The 24,042-nt window shown below is 62.3% G+C and carries 16 protein-coding genes; 10 read left to right on the top strand and 6 right to left on the bottom strand.

Annotated elements, in window-relative coordinates:
* Positions 1 to 82 precede the first annotated feature (82 nt).
* Together HNP33_RS09350 and HNP33_RS09345 are read left to right on the top strand one after the other, a co-directional pair.
* On the top strand, positions 83 to 619 hold the full coding sequence (locus tag HNP33_RS09350; protein WP_184707637.1) for a hypothetical protein: 537 nt from the start codon (positions 83 to 85) through the stop codon (positions 617 to 619).
* Between the two features lie 51 nt (positions 620 to 670).
* Positions 671 to 2,587 (top strand): sigma-54-dependent Fis family transcriptional regulator, encoded by a 1,917-nt coding sequence (locus HNP33_RS09345; protein ID WP_184707635.1) that lies wholly within the window; start codon positions 671 to 673, stop codon positions 2,585 to 2,587.
* Positions 2,588 to 2,647: 60 nt separating this feature from the next.
* Here HNP33_RS09345 and HNP33_RS09340 read toward each other — a convergent pair whose 3' ends face one another.
* Positions 2,648 to 3,904, bottom strand: coding sequence for a lytic murein transglycosylase (locus tag HNP33_RS09340; protein ID WP_184707633.1), 1,257 nt, complete (start codon positions 3,902 to 3,904; stop codon positions 2,648 to 2,650).
* 219 nt (positions 3,905 to 4,123) lie between these two features.
* Here HNP33_RS09340 and xdhA point away from each other — a divergent pair, with 219 nt between their 5' ends.
* The 3 genes from xdhA to HNP33_RS09325 all read left to right on the top strand — a co-directional run bounded on the left by xdhA (position 4,124) and on the right by HNP33_RS09325 (position 9,554).
* Positions 4,124 to 5,692, top strand: coding sequence for a xanthine dehydrogenase small subunit (gene xdhA, locus HNP33_RS09335; protein ID WP_184707631.1), 1,569 nt, complete (start codon positions 4,124 to 4,126; stop codon positions 5,690 to 5,692).
* 1 nt (position 5,693) lies between these two features.
* Positions 5,694 to 8,117 (top strand): xanthine dehydrogenase molybdopterin binding subunit, encoded by a 2,424-nt coding sequence (gene xdhB / locus HNP33_RS09330; RefSeq protein ID WP_184707629.1) that lies wholly within the window; start codon positions 5,694 to 5,696, stop codon positions 8,115 to 8,117.
* A 135-nt stretch (positions 8,118 to 8,252) separates the two neighbouring features.
* A complete protein-coding gene (locus tag HNP33_RS09325; protein WP_184707627.1) occupies positions 8,253 to 9,554 on the top strand; it encodes an NCS2 family permease in 1,302 nt (433 codons plus the stop codon).
* Positions 9,555 to 9,663: 109 nt separating this feature from the next.
* On the opposite strand, the gene HNP33_RS09320 is transcribed toward HNP33_RS09325, so the two are convergent.
* Positions 9,664 to 11,325 carry an L-lactate permease gene (locus HNP33_RS09320; protein WP_184707625.1) on the bottom strand — a complete coding sequence of 554 codons (1,662 nt, stop codon included), beginning with the start codon at positions 11,323 to 11,325 and terminating at the stop codon, positions 9,664 to 9,666.
* Positions 11,326 to 11,643: 318 nt separating this feature from the next.
* Here HNP33_RS09320 and HNP33_RS09315 point away from each other — a divergent pair, with 318 nt between their 5' ends.
* The 5 genes from HNP33_RS09315 (at position 11,644) to dinB (ending at position 17,991) form a co-directional block, all read left to right on the top strand.
* Entirely contained in the window at positions 11,644 to 12,813 is a 1,170-nt protein-coding gene (locus tag HNP33_RS09315; protein ID WP_184707623.1) for an alpha-hydroxy acid oxidase, read from the top strand.
* A 211-nt stretch (positions 12,814 to 13,024) separates the two neighbouring features.
* Positions 13,025 to 14,149 carry a YidB family protein gene (locus tag HNP33_RS09310; protein ID WP_184707621.1) on the top strand — a complete coding sequence of 375 codons (1,125 nt, stop codon included), beginning with the start codon at positions 13,025 to 13,027 and terminating at the stop codon, positions 14,147 to 14,149.
* Positions 14,150 to 14,279: 130 nt separating this feature from the next.
* Positions 14,280 to 15,206, top strand: a complete 927-nt coding sequence (locus HNP33_RS09305) for a DMT family transporter (RefSeq protein WP_184707619.1) — start codon at positions 14,280 to 14,282, stop codon at positions 15,204 to 15,206.
* An 85-nt stretch (positions 15,207 to 15,291) separates the two neighbouring features.
* Positions 15,292 to 16,617 carry an MFS family transporter gene (locus tag HNP33_RS09300; RefSeq protein ID WP_184707617.1) on the top strand — a complete coding sequence of 442 codons (1,326 nt, stop codon included), beginning with the start codon at positions 15,292 to 15,294 and terminating at the stop codon, positions 16,615 to 16,617.
* Positions 16,618 to 16,758: 141 nt separating this feature from the next.
* Positions 16,759 to 17,991, top strand: coding sequence for a DNA polymerase IV (gene dinB / locus HNP33_RS09295; protein ID WP_184707726.1), 1,233 nt, complete (start codon positions 16,759 to 16,761; stop codon positions 17,989 to 17,991).
* 33 nt (positions 17,992 to 18,024) lie between these two features.
* Here dinB and queF read toward each other — a convergent pair whose 3' ends face one another.
* The 4 genes from queF to HNP33_RS09275 all read right to left on the bottom strand — a co-directional run bounded on the left by queF (position 18,025) and on the right by HNP33_RS09275 (position 23,663).
* Complete coding sequence (gene queF, locus HNP33_RS09290) at positions 18,025 to 18,882, bottom strand: NADPH-dependent 7-cyano-7-deazaguanine reductase QueF (protein WP_184707615.1); 858 nt, start codon at positions 18,880 to 18,882, stop codon at positions 18,025 to 18,027.
* Positions 18,883 to 18,937: 55 nt separating this feature from the next.
* A complete protein-coding gene (locus tag HNP33_RS09285) occupies positions 18,938 to 19,801 on the bottom strand; it encodes a 2OG-Fe(II) oxygenase (RefSeq protein ID WP_184707613.1) in 864 nt (287 codons plus the stop codon).
* A gap of 37 nt (positions 19,802 to 19,838) precedes the next feature.
* Positions 19,839 to 20,615, bottom strand: a complete 777-nt coding sequence (gene yaaA / locus HNP33_RS09280; RefSeq protein ID WP_184707611.1) for a peroxide stress protein YaaA — start codon at positions 20,613 to 20,615, stop codon at positions 19,839 to 19,841.
* A 66-nt stretch (positions 20,616 to 20,681) separates the two neighbouring features.
* Positions 20,682 to 23,663, bottom strand: a complete 2,982-nt coding sequence (locus HNP33_RS09275) for an Rne/Rng family ribonuclease (RefSeq protein ID WP_184707609.1) — start codon at positions 23,661 to 23,663, stop codon at positions 20,682 to 20,684.
* Positions 23,664 to 24,042: the final 379 nt, after the last annotated feature.

Raw genomic sequence — 24,042 nt, 5'->3', positions numbered from 1 at the left:
GGCAGCGGCTGGATCTGGCTTCGGGCGCCCGTTATTCAAGCGCTTGGAGCGATTGTTTTTGACTTTTCCGAGGCTGAGGGGTATGCGCATCATTCTTGAAGATCCCTATGAGCGCGACATCTTCCATGCGGGCGAGCGCGAAGCGCATCGCCGTTTTGGCGTGGAGGCCGAAGCCCGAGAGATGAAAGGAACCATCAGCGACCAGTTGAGTGCGGGCAATGCCAGCTTCATTGCCAGTCAAGCTTTCTTCTTTATCAGCGTGCGCGAGGAGGGTGGTGCCATCCATACCCAGATGCTGGCCTGCGCCACCCTGGCACAGGGCATCTACCCGTTGGTGGCATTCGGTGATGCGCAGACTTTCTACTTTCTGCTGCACAAAGCTGCAGGTAGCCCCGTGCTTCGACTGGCGCAGGGGAATGGCTGCAAAGCCGGCACTGTCTTTGTGGACTTTGCGCGGCGGGCCCGTCTGCGTATCAATGGCTGTCTGCGCGTGGCGGCAAGCCAAGCGCTGCCTGGCTTTCAGTGCCCCGCGGGCTATGAGTTGATGCAACTGGGGGTGCAGCAGGTCTATGCCAATTGCCAGGCGCGTATCGTGCGGATGAAGCTCGCGGTCGCATAATGTCCTCCAAGGCTGCCCTGACCTCCACAAGAGGCGGCCACAGGAGACCGCATGAACCCTGATCTATTGCGAGGTGACACCAGCGTCATCGATCAATCGCACCAACGTTCGCGCAGCTTTGGCATTGCCGTGGACGATGCACCTGATTGCTCTGGCTTGGCGGCGGGCAGGTTGCAGGGCATGCTGGAGGAAAGCCGCCTGCTGTTCCAACATGCGGCCCCGGTGATGGAGACGCTGTATGGCCAGATTGCCAACACCCACAGCATGGTGCTGCTCACCTCCGCCCAGGGTGTGGTGCTGCATTCTCTGGGGGACAATGATTTTCTGGAGAAGGCATCGCGCGTGGCACTGGTGCCCGGGATGGACTGGTCCGAGCAGACCAAGGGGACAAATGCCATTGGAACGGCGCTGATCGAGCAGGCACCAGTCACGGTGCTGGGCGATCAGCATTACATGCGCGTCAACCAGGGGCTGACCTGTTCCTGTGCTCCCATCTTCGATCCGCATGGCCAGATCGTCGGTGCGCTTGATGTGACGGGAGATCATCGCAGCCACCACCAGCACACCCTGGCTTTGGTGCGCATGTCGGCGCAGATGATCGAGAACCAGATGTTTGCAGCCAGCTTCCCTGATGCCATGCGGCTGCACTTTCATGCGCGGGCCGAATTTCTGGGCACCTTGGTCGAGGGCATTGCAGTGTTCACGTCGGATGGGCGCTTTCTGTCAGCCAATCGCAGTGCGCAATTTCAACTGGGTCTGCCCTTTGCTGCTTTGCAGGCGCATACCTTCTCGTCGCTGTTCGGCTTGCCTGTCTCGTTGCTGCACGAATGGTTCCGCACCAACACCGCGCCGCGCCAAATCGGAATGCACAACGGTGTTTCGGTCTGGTGCAGGGCGCGATTGCAGCCGCGTGCTGTCTGGCCAGGAGGCGTGGTTTCACAAGATAGTGTTCCGCAGGCGCCTCGCCGCATGCAGCTGTCGTCGCTGCAATACCTGGACACTGGCGATCCGCAACTGGCTGCCGTCATCCACAAGCTGCGTCGCGTGGTGGACCGTGACATTCCGGTCATGATTCTGGGAGAGACAGGCACCGGCAAAGATCTGCTGGCGCAGGCCATCCACCATGACTCCGCCCGCGCGCGTCAGCCGTTCGTGGCGGTCAACTGTGCCTCCATCCCCGAGTCGCTGATCGAGGCAGAGCTTTTTGGATACGAAGAGGGCGCCTTCACCGGCGCGCGCCGCAAGGGCGCCATGGGCAAGATCGTGCAAGCCCATGGCGGCACGCTGTTTCTGGACGAGATCGGCGACATGCCCGCGCACCTGCAGGCACGCCTTTTGCGCATGCTGCAGGAGCGCAAGGTCAGCCCCTTGGGCGCGGCCAAGGACGTGGTGGTGGACGTCAACGTCATCAGCGCCACGCACAAGAACCTGAAGGACATGGTGGCGCGCGGTGCATTCCGCGAAGACCTGTACTACCGTCTCAATGGCCTGGTGGTGCGTCTGCCTGCATTGCGCGAGCGCACCGACCTCGACCTGGTTGTAAAGAAGCTGCTGAAATCGCTGTGTGATGAAGCGGGGCAGGACACCGTTGATATTGCGCCCGAGGTGATGGCACTGCTGCGCCGCCACCATTGGCCCGGCAATGTGCGCCAATTGCACAACCTGCTGCGCACCGCAGTTGCCATGGCCGATGATGGAGCCATCGCCCCTGTGCATTTGCCTGATGATTTTTTGGATGAGTTGCGGGAGCGCGGCGAGCTCGCCGCCAAAGCTCCGCTGGCTGATGTTCCCGATCCCGAAGAAGCCGCTTCAGCCAGCCCGCTGCTACAGGATGTGACCCTGGACGCCATGGCTCGGGTGCTGCTTCAGCACCAGGGCAATGTCTCTGCAGCGGCGCGGGCACTGGGCATCTCGCGCACCACCATCTACCGCAAGCGGCATTTGCTGCCGCCCGGGTTGCTGGGGTGATCGAGATTGCGCCTGTGCTTGTCAGGCCTCGCTACAGGCGCAAGCACGTCAGATAGGGAGTCAGTTGCTGGCAGAGATGGCGCGCAGCAGTTTCTGGCCGGCGCGGCCGTCGGCCTTTTGTCCCAGCCGGGTTTGCTCGGCCTTGATGGCATCGCGCGTTTTGGCGCCGATCATGCCGTCAGCGCTGCCGATGTCGTAGCCACGGGCGAGCAATGCCTGCTGCAGCTCCTTGTTCTGCGCGCGCGACAGGCCTGGGTCATCCGTGGGCCAGGCAGCGACAAAGCCGGTGCGGCTTTCAGCGGGGTTGGCCACCAGATTCGACAATTGGGCAATCGCCAGCGCATAGTTTTCCGATGCGTTGTAGCTGTAGAGTGCATCAAAATTGCGCCCCACCAAAAAGGCCGGGCCACCGGCGGCAGGAATCATCAGGCCCGCAGTGGGCAGGCTGTCGGGCAGCGGCTGGCCGTTGACCAGTGTCACCCCTGAGGCGCGCCAGGTGGCGATCGGTTTTTTGTTCTTGCGGCCTGCATCACTGGTATCAAAACCTGCGGGCAGCTTCACCTCAAACCCCCAGGGCTGCCCGGGGCGGTAGCCGGCGTTCTTCAGGAACGTGGCGGTGGAGGCCAGCGCGTCGGGCACGCTGTCCACGATGTCGCGGCGGCCGTCGCCGTCAAAATCGACGGCGCTGCGGAAAAACGTGGATGGCATGAACTGGGTCTGGCCAAAAGCACCAGCCCACGATCCGACCAGCTTGGATTCTGCAATGTGGCCTTCCTGCAGAATACGCAGTGCGCTGGCGAATTCGCCGCGAAAATAAGCTTGGCGACGGCCAAAGCAGGAGAGGGTGCCCAGCGACTGCACCAGGGAGCGGCCACCCAGGTTCTGGCCGAAATTGCTCTCGACGCCCCACACACCCACCACGATCTGCGGCGCCACGCCAGTGCCCTGTTCGATCTTGGCCAGCGTGTCCTGCCACTTGGCATAGGCGGCGCGGCCATCGGCCACACGCTGGTCGTCTACCAACACCGCCAGGTAATCCCATACCGGCATGCTGAATTCTGGCTGGCGGTTGAGCAGTGGCAGCACGGTGGCATCGGGCTGCAGGTGCTCGGTGTATTGGGTGAACGTGGCGGGGGTGATGGCGGCAAATGCCTTGCTGGCACGCAGTTCCGACAGACAGGATTGGAACTCTGCATTGCTGAGCTGGGGCGGCTCTTGCGGAGAACTGGCTTGCGCCAATACGGCGGGTGCTGAAAAACCCAGGCAGGCAAACAGGGCAAGCTGGGGCAAGGCAGGGGGGATGCGGCGAAAGTTCATGCTGCGCAATATACCTGTTTGGTGCTCTGTACCCTGGTAAACCCTGTACCGACAGCCGCTGTTGTTGCTGGAATTGCCCCAATTTGTACGGGTTAACCCAAAACTATATGGGCTGTGCAATAGCGCTTATCGCCGGGTTGTTATGCGCTTGGCGGCGCGGCACACTACGCTGAGAGGAAATTTGAAACCGCGTGCCAGCCGGGCGCGGCAATACCCACCATGAGCCAGTCGACCGTACCCCAACCTATCCGTTTCTACCACCAGGGCCGCATCACGCAAGTCGATGGCGCGGCGCCCACCCGTTCCGTGCTGGACTGGTTGCGCGAAGATGCCCATTGCCATGGCACCAAGGAAGGCTGCAATGAAGGCGATTGCGGCGCCTGCACCGTGCTGGTGGCCGAACTGGCCGAAGCAGGTGATCCGCAGGCGGTGCAGGGTCTGAAGCTGCAGACGGTGAACGCCTGCATCCAGCTGCTACCCAATCTGCACGGCAAGGCGCTGTTCACCGTGGAAGACATGAAAACCGCCTGCAAGCCGGCGCAGGCCGATGCGGGCTGCGCCGATCTGCATCCCGTGCAACAGGCCATGGTGGAGTGCCACGGTTCCCAGTGCGGCTTTTGCACACCGGGTTTTGTGATGTCTCTGTGGTCGGTCTACGAACAGCAGCAGGCGCAGCGCAGCCAGGCTCCCACCAGGCAGCAACTGGCCGACGCGCTGTCGGGCAACCTGTGCCGCTGCACGGGCTATCGGCCCATTCTGGATACGGGCCAGCGCATGTTCGATCTGCCCGCTCGCCAGCTTGATACGAAGCCTGTGGTGGAGGCGCTGCAGTCGTTGCGCAGTGATGCGGATTGGCAGTACAGCGATGGCTCGGCGCAGTTCCACGCCCCTGCCAGCCTGGAGAGCCTGGCCCGTTTGCGCGCGCAATTGCCGCAGGCGCGGCTGATCGCGGGAACCACCGACGTGGGCCTGTGGGTTACCAAGCAGTTCCGCGAGCTGGGGGACATCATTGCCATTGGCCGGGTGGCCGAGCTGCGCCAGATCGAGGAGCGTGACGGCTCGCTCCATATCGGCGCCGGAGCCTCTCTGGAAGACGCCTGGGCCGCGCTGGCGCAGCGCTTTCCCAGCTTGCAAGATGTATGGCTGCGGTTTGCATCGCCTCCCGTGCGCCATGCTGGCACCATGGGCGGCAATGTGGCCAATGGATCGCCGATTGGTGACGCACCTCCGGTACTGATGGCCCTGGACGCCGAAATTGTGCTGCGCAAGGCCGAGCGCGTGCGGCGCATGCTGCTGGCTGATTTCTATCTGGACTACATGAAGAACCAGATGGAGCCCGGAGAGTTTGTGCAGGGACTGGTGGTGCCATTGGTGCAGCTGCGCCAGCAGAATTTCCAGGTAAGGGCCTACAAGATCAGCAAGCGTTTTGATTGCGATATTTCGGCACTGTGCGCCGGCTTGGCTGTGGCACTGGATGCGCAAGGCCAGGTACAGGCAGTGCGCATGGCTTTTGGCGGCATGGCGGCCACCGTCAGGCGCGCGGCCAAGGCGGAGGCTGCAGTGCTGGGGCAGCCGTGGACGGCAGAGACTGTCAAGCTTGCACAGCAGGCGCTGGCCCAGGATTTTCAACCGATGACCGATATGCGCGCCAGCGACAGCTACCGCATGAAAGTGGCGCAGAACCTGCTGCAGCGGCTGTGGCTGGAGACGCGGGCTGATGCACCGCTGGCCAGTGCCGATACCACCGTATGGTCGGTGATGCCCCATGTGGCGCTGCAAGGAGCCTGACATGAACCAAGCAATTCCCAAACAGGTACTGGCGGGTGCAGAAGCCTTTGCCCATTACAGTGACAACCAGGCGCTGCGCATCGATACCAATACGGAAGCGCAGGCCCTGCAGCAGGGGCGCCGCGTCGGCATCAGCCGCACCCACGAATCGGCCGCGTTGCATGTGGCGGGTGAGGCCGCCTACATTGACGACATGCCTGAGCTGGCGGGCACCTTGCACTGCGCGTTGGGTCTGGCGCCGATAGCCCATGGCCGCCTGTTAGGGTTGGACCTCGACGCCGTACGCGCCATGCCCGATGTGGTGGCCGTGCTGACGGCGGCTGATATTCCGGGTGTCAATGATTGCGGCTCGATCATCCATGACGACCCGATTCTGTGCGATGGCGAGATCCGCTACCTGGGCCAGCCCCTGTTTGCGGTGCTCGCACGCACGCGGCAGGCCGCACGGCGCGCAGCGGCGCTGGCCAAGAAGATCGCCAGCGTGGAGGCGGCCGAGCCGGTGCTGACCCCGCAGCAGGCCCATGCGCGCGGCCAGTACGTGGTGCCGCCAATGAAGCTGACGCGCGAGACGCAGGCAGGTGCAACCACGCAGGCCATCGAAAGCGCTCCCCACCGCCTGCAAGGCCAGTGGGAGGTGGGCGGCCAGGAGCAGTTCTATCTGGAAGGCCAGATCAGCTACGCCATCCCCAAGGAGGGGCAGGCCATGCATGTGTACTGCTCCACCCAGCACCCGAGTGAAATGCAGCATCTGGTTGCGCATGCGCTGGGCGTGCACGCGCACGATGTGCATGTGGAATGCAGGCGCATGGGCGGCGGTTTTGGCGGCAAGGAATCGCAATCGGCGCTGTTTGCCTGTGTGGCGGCGGTGGCGGCACGCAGGCTGGGGCGTCCTGTCAAGCTGCGCCTCGACCGGGATGATGATTTCATGATCACGGGCCGACGCCACTGCTTCTGGTATGAGTACGACATCGGCTTTGACGATGCAGGCCGCATCGTGGGCGCGGAGGTGACCATGGTGTCGCGCGCAGGGCATTCGGCGGATCTGTCGGCACCAGTGATGACGCGGGCGCTGTGCCACTTCGACAATGCGTACTGGCTGCCCAATGTGCGCATGCAAGGCTTCATGGGCAAGACCAATACGCAGAGCAATACTGCTTTCCGGGGTTTTGGCGGGCCGCAGGGCGCGATCGTGATGGAGAACATCATGGACTCCATTGCACGCCAGTTGGGTAAGGACCCGCTGGATGTGCGCCGCGCCAACTTCTACGGCAAGACCGAGCACAATGTCACGCCTTATGGACAGGTGGTGGATGACAACATCATCGACGAGTTGGTGACGCAGCTGGAAGCGCGCAGCGATTACCGTGCGCGCCGGGCGGAGGCGGCTGCATTCAACGCGCAAAGCCCGGTGCTCAAGCGTGGCATTGCGCTCACGCCGGTCAAGTTCGGCATCTCCTTCAACGTCAAGCACTTCAACCAGGCAGGGGCCCTGGTGCATGTGTACAACGATGGCTCGATCCTGGTGAACCATGGCGGCACAGAAATGGGCCAGGGCCTGAACACCAAGGTGGCCCAGGTCGTGGCGCATGAGCTGGGCGTGGCTTTCGAGCGCGTGCGCGTCACCGCGACCGATACCACCAAGGTGGCCAATACCTCGGCCACTGCGGCATCGACGGGGACCGACCTGAACGGCAAGGCCGCGCAGGACGCGGCGCGGCAGATCCGCGAGCGCCTGGCTGCCAGCATGGCCGCGCGCCATGGCGGAGCAGCCGAGGCAGTGCGCTTTGCCAACGACACGGTGCAGGTCAACGGCAAGACCCTGGCTTTTGAAGAGGTGGTCAAGGAGGCGTACCTGGAGCGGGTGCAGCTGTGGTCGGACGGGTTCTATGCGACTCCCGGCCTCTCATGGGACAGCAAGACCATGCACGGTCGCCCCTTCTTCTACTTTGCATATGGGGCCGCCGTGAGCGAAGTGCTGGTGGACACCTTGACCGGTGAGAGCAAGCTCTTGCGCGCCGATGTGCTGCACGATGTGGGCCAGTCGCTCAACCCTGCCGTCGATATCGGCCAGGTGGAAGGGGCCTTTGTGCAGGGGATGGGCTGGCTCACGATGGAAGAGTTGGTCTGGCATCCCAAGACGGGCGCGCTGATGACGCATGCCCCCAGTACCTACAAGATCCCGACGGCCAACGATTGTCCGCCGGTGCTGAATGTGCAGCTGTTCGAAGGGGCCAACCCGCACGACACCATCCACCGCAGCAAGGCCGTGGGTGAGCCACCGCTGCTGCTGCCGTTTTCGGTGTTCTTCGCGATTCGCGATGCAGTGGCCGCTTGCGGCGCACCCGGCAACTGCCCGCCGCTGCGGGCGCCTGCAACCGCCGAAGCGGTTTTGAACGCGATAGAAAACGTGCAGCAAGGGGTTTGAGCGGCCGGGCATGCGGCCGGCCTGCCTTGCTGCGATACTCGCCGCCTTTTACAGGTTTTGCGGGTTTTGCAGCATGCTTTGCGCAATCAGGGAAATGCCTTTCACACCAACGATTAACAACACGGAGACGCAGCGATGAACTGGCTGGAGAAATATTTCAAACTGGGGGAGCACGGGACCACCGTGCGTACCGAGGTTCTGGCAGGCCTCACCACCTTCCTCACCATGGCATACATCATGTTCGTCAACCCCTCCATTCTGGGTGACGCGGGCATGCCCAAAGGGGCGGTGTTTGTCGCCACCTGCCTGATCGCTGCGCTGGGCTCGGCCGTGATGGCCCTGTACGCCAACTACCCGATCGCAATAGCGCCCGGCATGGGCCTGAACGCCTACTTTGCCTATGTGGTGGTGCTGCACATGGGCTACACATGGCAGGCCGCGCTGGGTGCGGTGTTCATCTCCGGCTGCCTGTTCCTGCTGGTCACGGTGTTCCGCATACGCGAGCAGATCATCAAAGGCATCCCGCAGTCGATACGGGTGGCGATCACCGTCGGTATCGGCCTGTTCCTCGCATTGATCGCGCTTAAGAGTGCGGGCGTTGTGGTAGGTGACAAGGCAACGCTGGTGACGCTGGGAGACCTGCATTCGCCATCGGTGATCCTGTTCGGCCTGGGCTTCTTGCTCATCATCGTGCTGGACCGTTTGAAGGTGCCGGGTGCCATCCTGATCGGGATTCTGGCCGTGACGGTGGCGTCCTTCTTCTTTGGCGGCAACCAGTTCAACGGCGTGTTCTCGGCGCCGCCGTCGATCGAGCCGACTTTTCTGAAGCTCGATATCAAGACGGCGCTCTCCAGCGGCTTCCTCAACGTGGTGCTGGTGTTCTTTCTGGTGGAGCTGTTTGATGCGACCGGCACCCTGATGGGCGTGGCCAAGCGCGCAGGCCTGCTGGTGCCGGGCAAGATGGAGCGTTTCCACCGTTCGCTGCTGGCAGACAGCGGCGCGATCTTTGCCGGATCGCTGCTGGGCACCTCCAGCGCCACGGCCTATGTGGAAAGCGCATCGGGCGTGCAGGCTGGTGGCCGCACGGGTTTGACGGCCATGACGGTGGCCGTGCTGTTCCTTGCCTGCCTGTTCATTGCGCCGCTCGCAGGCTCCGTGCCCGCCTATGCAACGGCGCCTGCGCTGCTGTTTGTGGCGTGCCTCATGCTCAGGGAGCTGGTGGAAGTGGAATGGGACGATTCGACCGAGGCGATTCCCGCAGCCGTCACGGCCGTGATGATGCCGTTCACCTATTCGATTGCCAACGGCCTGGCTTTTGGCTTCATCTCGTATGCGGCCATCAAGCTTTTCACCGGCCGCGTCAAGGAAGTGCACTGGATGGTATGGATCATCGCAGCGCTCTTCCTCTTCAAGTTTGCCTATATCGGCGGGCATTGATGAAATGCTATTGATCTAGTAGTCATGGCGCACACCCATTGCGCGCCGGGCAGCAAAAAGGCCATCATGCGATGGCCTTTTTCATGGGGAGTGGATGGAGCCGGGGGGCTTACTTCACCACCATCAGGGTGAACGGATAGACATAGGCCTGCAGGGTAACAAAGATGCCGACCAGGGACGCCAGTGCAATGGAGTGGAAGAACACGTAGCGCAGGATGTCACCCTCATGGTTGAACCAGCGGGTGGCGGTTGATGCCACGACGATGGATTGCGCATCGATCATCTTGCCCATCACACCGCCCGAGCTGTTGGCGGCGCCCATCAGGTTGGGCGACAGGCCCAATTGCTCGGCTGCCACTTTCTGCATACCGCCAAACAGCACGTTCGATGCGGTGTCAGACCCGGTGAGCGCCACGCCCAGCCAGCCCATCATGGTGCCAAAGAAGGGGTAGAGCACGCCGGTATTGGCGAAGGCGAGGCCCAGCGTCGTATCGGTGCCCGAATAGCGGGTGAGGGTACCGAGTGCCAGCATCAGCACGATGGTGAGCAGCGAAAAGCGCACGAGCCAGATCGTCTTGAAGAATTGCCTGACGAGTGCCACCGGGCTGTACTTCATCACCAACCCACCCACAATGGCGGACAGCAGGATACCGGTGCCGGTGGCCGACAGCAGATTCAGCACATAGACAGCGCCTTCCTTGGTCGGGTTGGGCACGACGGGTGGCACCTTCTCGATCATGTTGTGCAAACCGCTCATGGGGAACGATGGCGAGAACAGGCCATTGAGCGCAGCCTTGACCGAAGGCAAGCCCCAGATGAAGACAAACACGGTGAGGATGGCCCAGGGCGTCCATGCGCGGATCACATCGGCACGCGAGTGGCGGGTGATGGCACGCGGTGCGTCGCCCTCGCTTTCACCGTTGTCACGGCCTTTGAGAGAAGTGCTGCGCCAGATGTTCTTGGGCTGCCAGATGCGCAGAAAGCCGATGAGGCAGACCATCGAGACGATGGCGGCGATGATGTCCACCAGCTCGGGGCCGATGAAGTTGGAGACCAGGTACTGCGGAATGGCAAACGACAGGCCGGTCACGAGGATGGCGGGCCAGATCTCCATCATGGCCTTGCGCCCTGCAAAGGCCCAGATCAGCCAGAAAGGCACCAGCACCGAGAAGAATGGCAACTGGCGGCCCACCATGGCCGTCACTTCCATCACGTCGTACCCATGCACCTTGGCCAGTGTGATCACCGGCGTGCCCAGGGCGCCAAAGGCCACCGGCGCGGTATTGGCAATCAGCGACAGGCCGGAGGCTGCCAGTGGCGAAAAGCCCAGTCCGATCAGAATGGCCGCCGTGACGGCCACCGGCGTGCCAAAACCAGCGGCGCCTTCAAAAAAGGCGCCAAAGGCAAAGGCGATGAGCAGCAACTGGATGCGCCGGTCTTCCGTGATGCCGGCGATCGAGTCCTGCAGAATCTTGAAGCTGCCGTTCTGCTCGGTCAGCTGGTGCAGGAAGATGATGTTCAGCACGATCCAGCCGATGGGCAGCAGCCCGGTGAGGCCGCCCAGCACGGCGGCGCGTCCCGCCATGTCTGCCGGCATGCCGTATACGGCGATCGCGATGATGATGGCGCACAGCAGGCCTGCGCCCGCTGCGATATGCGCCTTCAGGTGTAAAAAGCCCAGCCCTACCAGCATGACGACGACGGGCAATGCCGCCAGCAAGGTGGAGAGCACCATATTGCCCAGGGGGTTGTAGATCTGCTGCCAAACCATACCTGACTCCTCGTTGTGGCGGTGCTCCACGGCGCAGGTGTTCGGGGCCTGCGCAACCAAGGCAAGGTGGTGCTGCAACCGTCATGGGAACTGAGACCAGGGCATGCGCGATTCCGAGGGTATATGAGCAGGCCCCAGCGCTATCGAACCTCGACATAATGTCGGGCTGACATTTGGTTTGCAGTTCAGAAAAACCCGTAGCCGCTTGCCGATCGATGCTGAATCTGTTGCTTTTGTGACATACAGCAAGGCGAATCCATGGAGGCGGCGCGGCGCGCGCTGCAAATACCAAACGCTGCATTCATCAGAGGAAGATTTGTGTCTGATTTATCCAAGATCACCTGTATTGAAGACTTGCGCGTGGTAGCCCAGAAGCGCGTCCCTCGCATGTTCTATGACTACGCGGATTCGGGCTCCTACACCCAGGGTACCTACCGGGACAACGAGGCGGCATTCCAGAAAATCAAACTGCGCCAGCGCGTGGCGGTCAATATGGAAGGCCGCAGCACCCGCACCACCATGGTGGGGCATGACGTGTCCATGCCTGTGGCGATTGCTCCGACAGGCCTTACCGGCATGCAGCATGCTGACGGCGAGATCCTGGCCGCCCGGGCTGCCAAGGCCTTCGGCATTCCGTTCACGCTCTCGACGATGAGCATCTGCTCGCTGGAGGATGTTGCCGCAGGCACCGACCGCCATCCGTTCTGGTTTCAGCTGTATGTGATGCGTGATCGCGGTTTCATGGAGCGCCTGATCGACCGCGCCAAAGCCGCCAATTGCTCGGCCCTGCAGGTGACGCTGGATCTGCAGATCCTCGGCCAGCGCCACAAGGACATCAAGAACGGCCTGTCGACGCCGCCCAAGCCCACCATCAGCAACCTGATCAACCTGGCAACCAAGCCACGCTGGTGCATGGGCATGCTGGGTACCAAGCGGCGCACATTTGGCAACATTGTTGGCCACGTCGATGGTGTGGGCGATGTGAGCTCTCTGGCGTCGTGGACGGCGGATCAGTTCGATCCGCGCCTGAACTGGAATGATGTGGAATGGATCAAGAAGCGCTGGGGCGGCAAGCTGATCCTCAAGGGTGTCATGGAGGCGGAAGACGCGCGCCTGGCTGCGCAGACAGGTGCCGATGCCCTGATCGTGAGCAACCACGGTGGCCGCCAGCTCGATGGTGCGCCCGCCACTATCGATGCGCTGCCCTCCATCGCCCAGGCGGCAGGCAAGGACATCGAAGTCTGGCTGGACAGCGGTATTCGCAGTGGGCAGGATGTGCTCAAGGCCCGGGCGCTGGGCGCGAAAGGCACCTTGATCGGCCGCAGCTTCCTCTATGGCCTGGGTGCCTTTGGCCAGGAGGGCGTGGCCAAAGCCTTGCAGATCATTCACAAGGAGCTGGATGTCTCCATGGCCTTTTGTGGCCACACCGATATCAACCAGGTGGACAGCACAATTTTGGTGCCCGGAACCTATCCTCTGCCTTATTGACGAGGGGAAAGCCCGCCTTGCCGGGCGGTGGCTGACCAGGGGAGCGAGAGCAGGCGGGCATATTGCAAGTATTTGTTATTATTTGAAAATATCGAAAGCGTTTTCTGACGCCTGCGTCTTGTCCTACAAGCCCGGCGCATTCCTCTTCCTACACTGATTCGATCGCCTTGGGCATCCGCTTGCTGGCGATTTCCATCACAGGAGGACGAGAATGTTCGACACCTTGATTCGAGACATGGCGGACCGCTTCGGTCTGGGCAATAAGGCCAAAGACCTGGTTGCCATGGTGCTGGCCTACATCACGGACCCGGCCAACGGGGGCCTATCGGGCTTGCTGGAGCGCTTTCGTTCTGCCGGCCTGGGTGGGTTGGCAGACAGCTGGCTCAGCACCACGGAAGAACCCCGCATCCCCACCAATGACCAGGTCAGTACCGTGTTCGGCGCATCGGGCGGTCTGCTGTCTGCATTGAGTGACAGGCTGCATCTGCCCAAAGAGGCCGTTACGTCTGCAGTGGGGGCGTTGCTGCCTGCGCTGGTTTCGCGCCTCTCACCCAATGGCGTGCTGCCCGCCACCTTGCCTGCGGAGGCGGTCGCGCTGATCGGCAGCGGTAAATCTCTCCTCGGTGGTCTGCTGGGCAGTGGCGCTGCTGCTGCGGCAGGGGCCCTGGGGGCAGGCACTGCCGCGGCATCGTCTGCTGCGTCCTCTGTCTCTGCTGCCGCTACCCATACGGCCACCGCAGCCAGCAGTGGCATTGGCAAATGGCTGCCTTGGATCATTGGCGCGCTGGTAGTGATTTTCGGCATCAGCTACTGCGGCAAAAAGACGCCAGACACGGCGACTGCGCCCCCTCCTGCCGCACCAGCGACAACACCTGCTCCGGCCCCTGAGCCAGCACCGGCTTCAACCCCCACTCCGGCGCCGGAGCCCGCTGCGACGGCTCCCGCTCCGGCATCTGCACCGACTGCGGACGCAGCGCCAGCGGGTGCTGCTGTGATCGACAGCATGGTGCAGGATGTGCCCAAGCTGCAGGTGTTCTTTGACTCGGGCAAGACCGATGTTCCGCCTGAATTTGCAGACAAGTCCAAGGCGCTGGTTGGCTATCTGCAATCGCACGCCGACATGAAAGCAGTAGTGTCGGGCTTCAACGACCCCACGGGCGATGCGGCCAAGAACGCAGAGCTGTCCAAGCAGCGTGCCATGGCGGTGCAGGCGGCCTTGGCGGCGGCTGGCGTGCCCGTTGACCGTACGGTGCTTGAAAAGCCAGTGGAAACGTCAGATACGGGCAACACCAACGCGGCTTCCCGCCGGGTAGATGTGTTGCTGCGCGCCAACTGAGGCGGGGCATCCTCTCAGCAAGGCCACCTGCGGGCGGCCTTTTTTGTGTGGGACGCACATCGCCAAATGCATGGGCTGCGGCTCAACCGTTCATCTACGATCGCAGGCATCTTGAAGGAGCGGGCTGGGTATGGTGGACGGGGAAGTGCAATGGGGTGGCTGGTGGATGCTGCTCGTCGTGTTTGCTGCAGTTGCGCAGACGGCGCGCAATGCGGCCCAGCGCTCGCTGACGGCAGATCTGGGCACATGGCCCGCGACTCTGGTGCGTTTCCTGTATGGGTTGCCGCTGGCGGCATTGGCGCTGGTGCTGCTCTATACCTTGCCGCAGACTCCTGCGCAGATCGACCACTGGAGCTGGGCCTACTTTGGCTGGATTGCGCTGGGAGCGTTCTTTCAGATTGCCGCCACTGGCGCCTTGCTGTTGGCGATGCAGCAGCGCAATTTTGCGGTGGCGGTGACCCTGTCAAAAACCGAGGTGCTGCAGGTCGCCCTGTTTGGAGCGGTTTTTCTGCACGAGCTGCCAACTGCATGGGCGGTGGGCGCAATGGCAATAGCCACCCTGGGCGTTGCCTTGCTGTCGATGCCGCCGCGCCTGCCGGGCGCCCGGTTTGAATGGCGCAGCAAAGCCGCCTTGTATGGCCTGGTATGTGGCGCCTGCTTTGCCATTGCCACCGTTGGTTTTCGAGGGGCTGCTCTTGAATTGAAGGCGCCTGGTGCGCTTCTGTCGGGCGCTTGGGGCGTTTTTGTTGCCCAATGTATGCAGACTTTGACCATGGGGCTGTGGTTTGCATGGCGTAACCCAGCCGTACTGGTACGCATTGCCAGGGCATGGCGGGTTTCGCTGATTGCAGGCTGCATGGGCAGCGCAGCCTCACTGGCCTGGTTCAGTGCCTATGCGCTACAGAGCGCCGCCTCGGTGCGCACTCTGGGCATGGTTGAAATCATCTTCAGCTACATCGTCTCGCGCCGCTTTCTGAAGGAACAATTGCGCCTGAATGAGAAATGGGGCATTGCGCTGATGCTGGTCGGCATTGTCATCATTTGCACCCAACTGTGATAGCCAGTAACCGTTTTCAGTGCCCGTCTGACAAGGCCGGTATCGATGCGCGGAGCATGATTGTTTCTTTCATCGGACCATGCCAATGACAACTACCAATCCGAACTCCGCCACCCCATCGGCCACGGCGCCGCACTACAGTCCAGAGGAGAAGCGGCACCGCATCTTCGCCATCATGGCGGCCTCGTCAGGCAATCTGGTCGAGTGGTTTGATTTCTACGTTTACGCCTTTTCATCCATTTACTTTGCAGCGGCATTCTTTCCCAAAGGCGATCCCACAGTGCAGTTGCTCAACACGGCAGGGGTGTTTGCTGCGGGCTTTTTGATGCGGCCCATCGGCGGCTGGCTGTTTGGCCGTATTGCTGACAAGTACGGGCGCAAGAAGTCCATGCTCATCTCGGTCACCATGATGTGTGCCGGCTCCCTGGTGATTGCCTGTCTTCCCACCTACGCGCAGATCGGTGCGCTCGCGCCGTTTCTGTTGCTGGTATGTCGTCTCTTCCAGGGCCTGTCGGTTGGCGGGGAATACGGCACCACCGCTACTTACATGAGCGAGGTCGCTCTCAAGGGGCAGCGCGGCTTTTTCTCATCGTTCCAATATGTGACGCTGATCGGTGGCCAGTTGCTGGCCGTGCTGCTGATCGTGATCCTGGAGGCCTTGCTCACCGATGCAGAACTGCGCGCCTGGGGCTGGCGCATTCCTTTTGTCTGCGGCGCCGCCGCCGCCGTGGTGGCAACGCTGTTGCGCCGCACGCTGCATGAGACGCAGAAGCAGGAGACCATGCACGACAAGGAAACCGGCACGCTCGGCAACCTGTTCAAAAACCATTGGCGCGCCTTCGTCACGGTGGTGGGCTATACCGCCGGCGGTTCGCTGATTTTCTACACCTTCACCACGTACATGCAGAAGTACCTGGTCAACAGCGTGGGCCTGCCGATCAAGACGGCCAGCTATGTGATGACCGTCTGTCTGTTCATCTACATGTGCATGCAGCCGCTGTTTGGTGCACTCTCAGACCGCATCGGTCGTCGCACCAGCATGATGCTGTTCGGGAGCCTGGGCGCCATCTGCACCGTGCCGATTCTGACTGCCATGCACAGCGCCTCGTCGCCGGAGATGGCCGGTTTTCTGATCGTGGTGGCGTTGGCCATCGTGAGCTTCTACACCTCGATCTCCGGCATCGTGAAGGCAGAAATGTTTCCGCCTGAAGTGCGCGCACTGGGGGTAGGGCTGGCCTATGCGGTGGCCAATGCCATCTTTGGCGGATCGGCCGAATTTGTGGCGCTGGCGCTCAAAAATGCAGGGCATGAGACGGTCTTTTTCTGGTACGTGTCGGCCATGATGGTGGTGGCGTTCCTGTTCAGCCTGCGGCTGCCCAAGCAGGCTGCCTACCTGCACCACGACCATTGACGAGCTCTGTGCACCCATGACCGAACCCGGCTGCCGCGCCGGGTTTGTTGCGCCCGGCGACAATAGGGCGTGAGCCCCGATCCCGCCCCCGAACTCGCACTGCCCCCCTTGCCGCCTCGTCGCCGCGTGGCGCACCTGGACATGGATGCGTTCTACGCGTCGGTCGAGCTGCTGCGCTATCCGCAGCTCAAGGGGCTGCCGGTGGTTATCGGAGGCGGGCGGCGGCGCGAGGACGACGCACTGACGGCTGCCTACGGCGGGCGTCTGGCAGATATTCCGGTGGACGCTTTTCCCCTGCTCAAGGACTATGTCGGGCGCGGCGTGATCACCACGGCCACCTACCAGGCACGTGCCTTTGGGGTGGGATCGGCCATGGGCATGATGAAGGCGGCCAAGCTGTGTCCGCAGGCGATTCTGCTGCCGGTGGATTTTGCGCGCTACAGGCAGTTTTCGCGCCAGTTCAAGGCCATCATCACATCCATTGCGCCGCAGATGGAAGACCGGGGCGTGGACGAGGTGTACATTGATTTCACCCATGTCGATGGCGGGCAGCACGACCATGGGCGCAGCCTGGCGCTTCGCCTGCAAAGCGAGATACACGCCGTCACGGGCCTGACCTGCTCGGTTGGCGTGGCGCCCAACAAGCAGCTGGCCAAGATGGCCAGCGAGTTCAACAAACCCAATGGCGTCTCCATCGTGCTCGAGAGTGACCTGCAGACACTGATCTGGCCGCTGGCCTGCCGCAAGATCAATGGCGTGGGCCCCAAGGCGGACGCCAAGCTGCAGGCCCTGGGCATTACGACCATCGGCGATCTGGCCGCCAAGGATGTGCAATGGCTGGTGGAGCATTTTGGCCGCAGCTACGGTGCGTGGCTGCATGCCTCCTGCTGGGGGCTGGACAGCCGGCCTGTGGTGACAGAGAGCGAGCCGGTTTCGATGAGCCGTGAGACCACGTTCGACCGTGACCTGCATGCGGTACGCGACCGGGCAGAGCTGGGCGCGATCTTTACCGAGCTGTGCGAGAGTGTGGCTGCCGACCTGCAGCGCAAGGGCTATGTGGGGCGCACGATCGGCATCAAGCTACGCTTTGCTGATTTTCGTATCGCCACCCGAGACCACAGCCTGCCGCTCTATACCAATGATGCCAAGGCCATCCGCCAGGCGGCCGGTCAGTGCCTCAAGCGCGCGCCGCTGGAGCAGCGCCTGCGCCTTTTGGGCGTGCGCGTCGGCAACCTGCTGCCCCAGGAACAGGCCGCAGCCCAGGGGATTGCCGCAGACGCGCAGGCAATCAGGGAAGCGGAGATGCGTGCGCTGCGGGAAGGGCAGGAGAAATCTGCCGATCCCTATACCTTGCCGCTGTTCACGGACGACTGAGCTTGTTCCCCGAAGGGCGCCAGGCAGAGGTGCTTATTGGCGCGCCGTGCGCACGTTGGCAGGCAGGGCCATGGGCTGGCTGGTGCGCAGCGGGTTGATGTCGAGCCCGCCGCGGCGCGTATAGCGTGCATACACCGTCAGCCGGATGGGGTGGCACTGGCGCCAGATATCGACAAACATGCGCTCCACGCATTGCTCGTGGAATTCGTTGTGGTTGCGGAAGCTGACGATGTATTGCAGCAGCTTTTCCTGGTTGATGGCGGGGCCGCTGTAGCTGATGCGCACACTGCCCCAATCGGGCTGGCCGGTGACCAGACAGTTGCTTTTGAGCAGGCGGCTGGTCAGGGTTTCGGTGACTGGCGGCTCGTCGAAGGCGGCTGTCAGCAGTTCAGGCGCGGGTTCGTAGCGGTCGCATTCGATATCGAGGCGATCCAGGTTCAAGCCATCCAGCTCCTGCACGGGCTGGGCATCAAACAGTTCGGGCTCGATCAGCTGGACGCCAATGGTGGCGCTGTGCGGTGCGCCGCGCCATACGGCTTCGCTGAGGTCGGCCACCAGCTTGGCGCGCACGTCGCCAGCGCTGGCGAAGCGGCTGTTGTTGAAGCTGTTGAGATAGAGCTTGAAGGACTTGCTCTCGATGATGTTGGGCGTCTCGCAGGGGATGGTGAAGTTCACCAGCGCGACCTGCGGCTTGCCCCGCAGGTTGAGCCAGGAGACCTCATAAGCCGTCCACAGGTCGGCGCCAAAAAACGGCAACCGGTCGTCCTGCAGACCGATTTCAGCGCGCTTGGCCGCACGCGGCAGCGGAAAGAGCAGGGTCGGGTTGTATTGGTCGATATAGGCCGAGCGCTGGCCCAGGGGCGATTGCTCGGGCTGAGAAGAAAAAATCATGCTATTAAATGAATAGCTGCTGGCGCTTTGAATGACAATGCGCCAGCAGCTGTTTTTACTTGAATTCGCTTTCGCGCAGCCACTTGGTGGCGATCCACTTCTCGCCACGCACTACGGGCGAACCGCCATGCAGGGTTTTGGTCGAAGGGTCAGGGGCTGCGTAACTGAAGAACACGGCATTGCCACGGCGTGGTGCGACCTCGACGCCGACATCGGGGAAGCTGGTGCCGCCCCCGGCTTCGGGGTTGTTCAGGTAGATCACCAACGTGCCCACACGCTGGCCACCCCGCTTGAGGATGGTGGGGGTGCCGGGCTGGGTCGGGTCAAAATAATCGTAGTGCGGTTTGTACTCGGCGCCGGGCTGGTAATGCAACACCTGCAGGCCTTCGCCGTGGTTCTCCGGCCAGTTCAGCAGCCTGGCAATGCGCCGCTCCAGGGTGGCCACCACCGGGATTTCTTCTCGCTGGAAGAACATGCCGTCGCTGGTGCGGTCGGCGTTCACTTCTTCGCCGCCGGTCTTGGTCTCCACCGTCAGCGATCGCTTCATGCGGGGCCTAGCGGCATTGATGATGGCGTCGCACTCATCGTCGGACAGCAGGTTGCCAAAGACCACCACGCGCGGGTGCTTCATGGTCAGCAGCACGTTCACATCGCGGTCGCCCACGTTGATGGAGCCGGGCGCATCGCCCAGTTTGGGCTCCGGCAGCGGCCGCTGGATGATGGTGGTGATCTCGGTATCGGCGCCGTGCAGGTTTTGCAGGTGCTCGGTCAACACCTTTTCCATGGCGGATTCGGCGACATCTTCGTTCCAGCCGGCGTCGCACATGGCCTTGAATACATTTTCAGCGCTGACACCGGCCGTTGCCTGTTCAATAATCCAGGCGCGCAATTCCGGGGTGATGGGTTGCGAGGCTGTCATGGCACTCCTTTCGCGGCCATTGTGCACCAAAGCGGCATCAACCCACTTTGCGTCGGAAGAGGAAATGGTCAGCAGTCGAAACATCGCTGGCATAGGCATAGCCGTCGATGTTGAACTTCTTCAGCGCCGCAGGCGTCTTGGCCTGGTGCTCGATCGCGTAGCGCGCCATCAGCCCGCGGGCTTTCTTGGCAAAAAAGCTGATGACCTTGTACTGGCCATTTTTGTAGTCTTCAAAGCTGCAGGTCACCACCCGCGCACGTAGCGCCTTCTGGTCCACGGATTTGAAATACTCCTGCGAGGCCAGGTTGACGACGACGGGCGCGTCTTCGCCTTGCTGCTGCTCGTTCAGGTAATCGGCAATCTGCGTGCCCCAGAAATGGTAGAGATTGCTGCCTTTGGCGGTGGCCAGGCGCGTGCCCATTTCCAGCCGGTAAGGCTGCATCCAGTCCAGCGGGCGCAGCACGCCATACAGGCCGCTGAGCATGCAGACATGCGACTGCGCCCAATCGAGCTGCTTGGCGGTGAGGCTGTGGGCCTGCAGGCCGTCGTAGACATCGCCATTGAAGGCCATGATGGCCTGGCGCGAGTTCTTGGCCGTGAACTTGGGCGACCAGGCCTCGTAGCGCGCCACGTTCAAGGCTGCCAGCTTGTCGCTAATGTCCATCAGGCTGGCGATCTGCTGGGGCGATTTTTCGCGCAGTACTTCAATCAACGCCTGTGACTGCTTGATGAACTGAGGCTGCGTGTGCGGCATACCGGCAGGCAAGGGGGTCTCGTAATCCAGCGATTTGGCGGGAGAGAGCAGAAACAGCATGTCGTACGGGCTCCAGGAATGAAACAGGCCGGAGGAAGTCCGGCCTGTGGGCTCTAGCGCAACGGCTTAAGCAGTTTGCGATTCGCGTTCAAAGGGCAGCACCATGGCAGCCAGGTCCTTGCGCGTTTCAACCAGCACCAGCGGGCCTTCGTCGAGCATGACGACCGGGCGGCGTTCGCGGGGCACATGCACAGGCTTGGGCTCCGCTGCAATTGCGGCCTGCACAGCGGCTACCTTGTCGGCATCCGAGTTGACCCATTGCAGGCCAGCTTGGGCCGCGATGGTGTTCAACTGCTCCAGCGGCAGCGTGTAGCTGGCGATCTTGGGCAGGCCCTGTGGGGCTGCTGGCTCGGCGGCCGGTGCAGGCGCAGTCTTGGCGCTGGCAGCAGGTGCTACTTGTTCTGCAGCTGCTGGCGCTTGTGCTGTGGGCACTGAAGCCGGTTTTTCTTCGATGACTTCGGACTGCGCGGTGGCCACAGGTTCGGCAGCGGGCACGGCCAGGTCAACGACAGGGGTTGCTGCTGCCTCAAAGTAGCTGCGGCGGGGCGCTGGGGCGCTTTCGGCGTCGGCCATGGCTTCTGCCGGGGCTGCGTCGGTCTGCGCGTCTACAGCTTGCTCATCGCGTGGCAGGCGTTCACGGTCACCGCGGTTGCGACGGTCGCGGCCGTAGCGATCACGGGAGCGGCGCTCGCGGCGCTCTGGCGAGGCTTCACCGTCGGCAGGCGCTGCAGTATTGGCGTTGCCGTCCAGATCCAGCGAGGGCAGGGCGGCGATCACGGCTTCAGCGTCGACCGGTGCAGGCGCTGCAGCGGCGTTGTCGCGTACGGATTCTTCACCCTGGTTGCGACGCTCGTTGCGTTCACCACGCTCGCCGCGATCCCGGCGGTTCTCGCGCGGGGCGCGCTCTGGACGAGGCGTACGTTCCTGGCGTTCGCTGGTGGCCTCAGTGGCTGCGTTGTCGCCATTTTGTGCGTTGATGGCAGCATCGTCGCGGCGGGGACGGTCATTGCGCTCGCTGCGTTCTGGACGGTCACCACGTTCATTGCGACGGCGGTTGTCGCGGCCTTCCTGATCGCCACTGCGAGCTTCACCACGGCCCTCGCCGCGTTCATTGCGGTTGCGGCCATTGCGTTCGCCCTCGGCGCGTTCGCTGTTGCGGCGATTGCCGTCCTTGTTGCCCGATCCGCTGCGCTCGCCACGTTCGCCATTGCGGCGGTTGCCACCACGGCCTTCACGGTTTTCCCTGCGTGCATCCTTGGCTGGCTCAGGAGCAGCCGGGGCGGGCGCGGCCACAGTTGCTGGCGTTGCAAACCCGAAGAAGCGCTTGATGGCTGCCCACAACCCGGTTTCGGGTGCGGGGGCAGGAGCCGCGGGTACGGCGGCGGCCGGCTTGCTGGTATTGGTGCGTGCCGCAGGTGCCGGGCGGGGCTCGGCAATGGGGGCTGGCGCATCGGGCAGCACGCCCTTGATGACCGGGGTCTGTTTGTTGGTGGGCTCTTGCGAGCGGCGGGTAAAGCCGACCTGCTCTTCCTCTGCATCAGCCAGCTTGTAGCTGGCTTCCATCGAGTCGAGGCGCGGATCGTCGTGCTTCATGCGCTCGAGCTTGTAGTGCGGCGTCTCCAGGGCCTTGTTGGGCACCATGGTGACGGACACGCGCTGCTTGAGCTCGATCTTCTGGATTTCGGTACGTTTTTCGTTGAGCAGGAACGATGCGACTTCGACGGGCACCTGACAGTTGACGGCTGCCGTGTTGTCCTTCATCGACTCTTCCTGGATGATGCGCAGGATCTGCAGCGCAGAGCTTTCCGCATCGCGGATGTGGCCGGAGCCGCCGCAGCGCGGGCAGTTGATGTGGGCGCCTTCGCTCAATGCGGGCTTGAGGCGCTGGCGGCTCATCTCCATCAGGCCGAACTTGCTGATGGTGCCGAACTGCACGCGGGCGCGATCCTGGCGCAGTGCATCGCGCAGGCGGTTTTCGACGTCTCGGCGGTTCTTCGACTCTTCCATGTCGATGAAGTCGATCACGATCAGGCCGCCCAGGTCGCGCAGGCGCATCTGGCGGGCCACTTCGTCAGCTGCTTCGAGGTTGGTGCGGGTGGCGGTCTCTTCAATGTCGCCGCCCTTGATGGCACGGGCCGAGTTCACATCGATGGAAACCAGCGCTTCGGTGTGGTCGATCACGATGGCGCCGCCAGAAGGCAGGGTCACGGTGCGCGAGTAGGCCGACTCGATCTGGTGTTCGATCTGGAAGCGGCTGAAAAGCGGCGCATCGTCGCGGTAGCGCTTTACGCGGGCGGCGTGTTCCGGCATCACATGCGCCATGAACTGCTGGGCCTGCTCATAGATGTCATCGGTGTCGATCAGGATGTCGCCGATGTCATTGTTGAAATAGTCGCGGATGGCGCGGATCACCAGGCTCGATTCCTGGTAGATCAGGAAGGCGCCCTTGCCAGCCTTGGCGGCGCCGTCGATGGCGCTCCAGAGCTTGAGCAGGTAGTTCAGGTCCCATTGCAGCTCGGGCGCCGTACGGCCAATGCCTGCAGTGCGGGCGATGATGGACATGCCCTTGGGGTATTCGAGCTGGTCCATCGCCTCTTTCAGCTCGGCACGCTCGTCACCCTCGATACGGCGCGACACGCCACCACCGCGGGGATTGTTGGGCATCAGCACCACATAGCGGCCAGCCAGCGAGATGAAGGTGGTCAGCGCCGCACCCTTGTTGCCGCGCTCTTCCTTTTCGACCTGAACGATCAGCTCCTGGCCTTCCTTGATCACATCATTGATGCGGGCCTGGCTGGGCGATACGCCTTCGGCGAAATACTGCTTGGAAATTTCTTTGAATGGCAGGAAGCCGTGGCGGTCTTCGCCGTAGTCGACAAAGCAGGCTTCCAGAGAGGGTTCTACCCGGGTAACAACGGCTTTGTAGATATTGCCTTTGCGTTGTTCGCGGCCTTCGATTTCGATCTCGTAATCCAGCAGCTTTTGGCCATCCACGATGGCGAGGCGTCGCTCTTCAGCTTGCGTGGCATTGATCAGCATCCGTTTCATGATGCGCGTCCTTCGTAATGCGGGGCCGGCCACCTTTGTCAGACAGGTGCCAGCCTCTAATCCCTAACAATAAACAGGCTCTTACTGGAGCCACAGATGCCGGGACAGACGCAGAGAAACGAATGAAGATACAGAGCGTGCCATGCTTGCTGGTAATACTTATGTCAGCACAGGAGGCTTGGGCACGCGAGAGAGGGCATATAAATAACCGGCCAGCCAGCGGACAGCTGCCGCCGGTTGTGAGATTTGCCCCGAAAACATGCGCACGGCGGGCGCGGCACGGCACACTGGCATGCAGCGAGCGCTGCGCCAGAGAGTTGCCATCCAAGCCCACAAAATCAGCATGTCAGTGTATGAGCGATCAGTTGGGACAAGGCCA

It is taken from the genome of Comamonas odontotermitis, assembly GCF_014207855.1.
GTDB classification, from domain to species: Bacteria; Pseudomonadota; Gammaproteobacteria; order Burkholderiales; family Burkholderiaceae_C; genus Comamonas; species Comamonas odontotermitis_A.
Note: the sequence above shows the minus strand (reverse complement) of the source record. Positions and strands in the feature narration are given on the sequence as shown.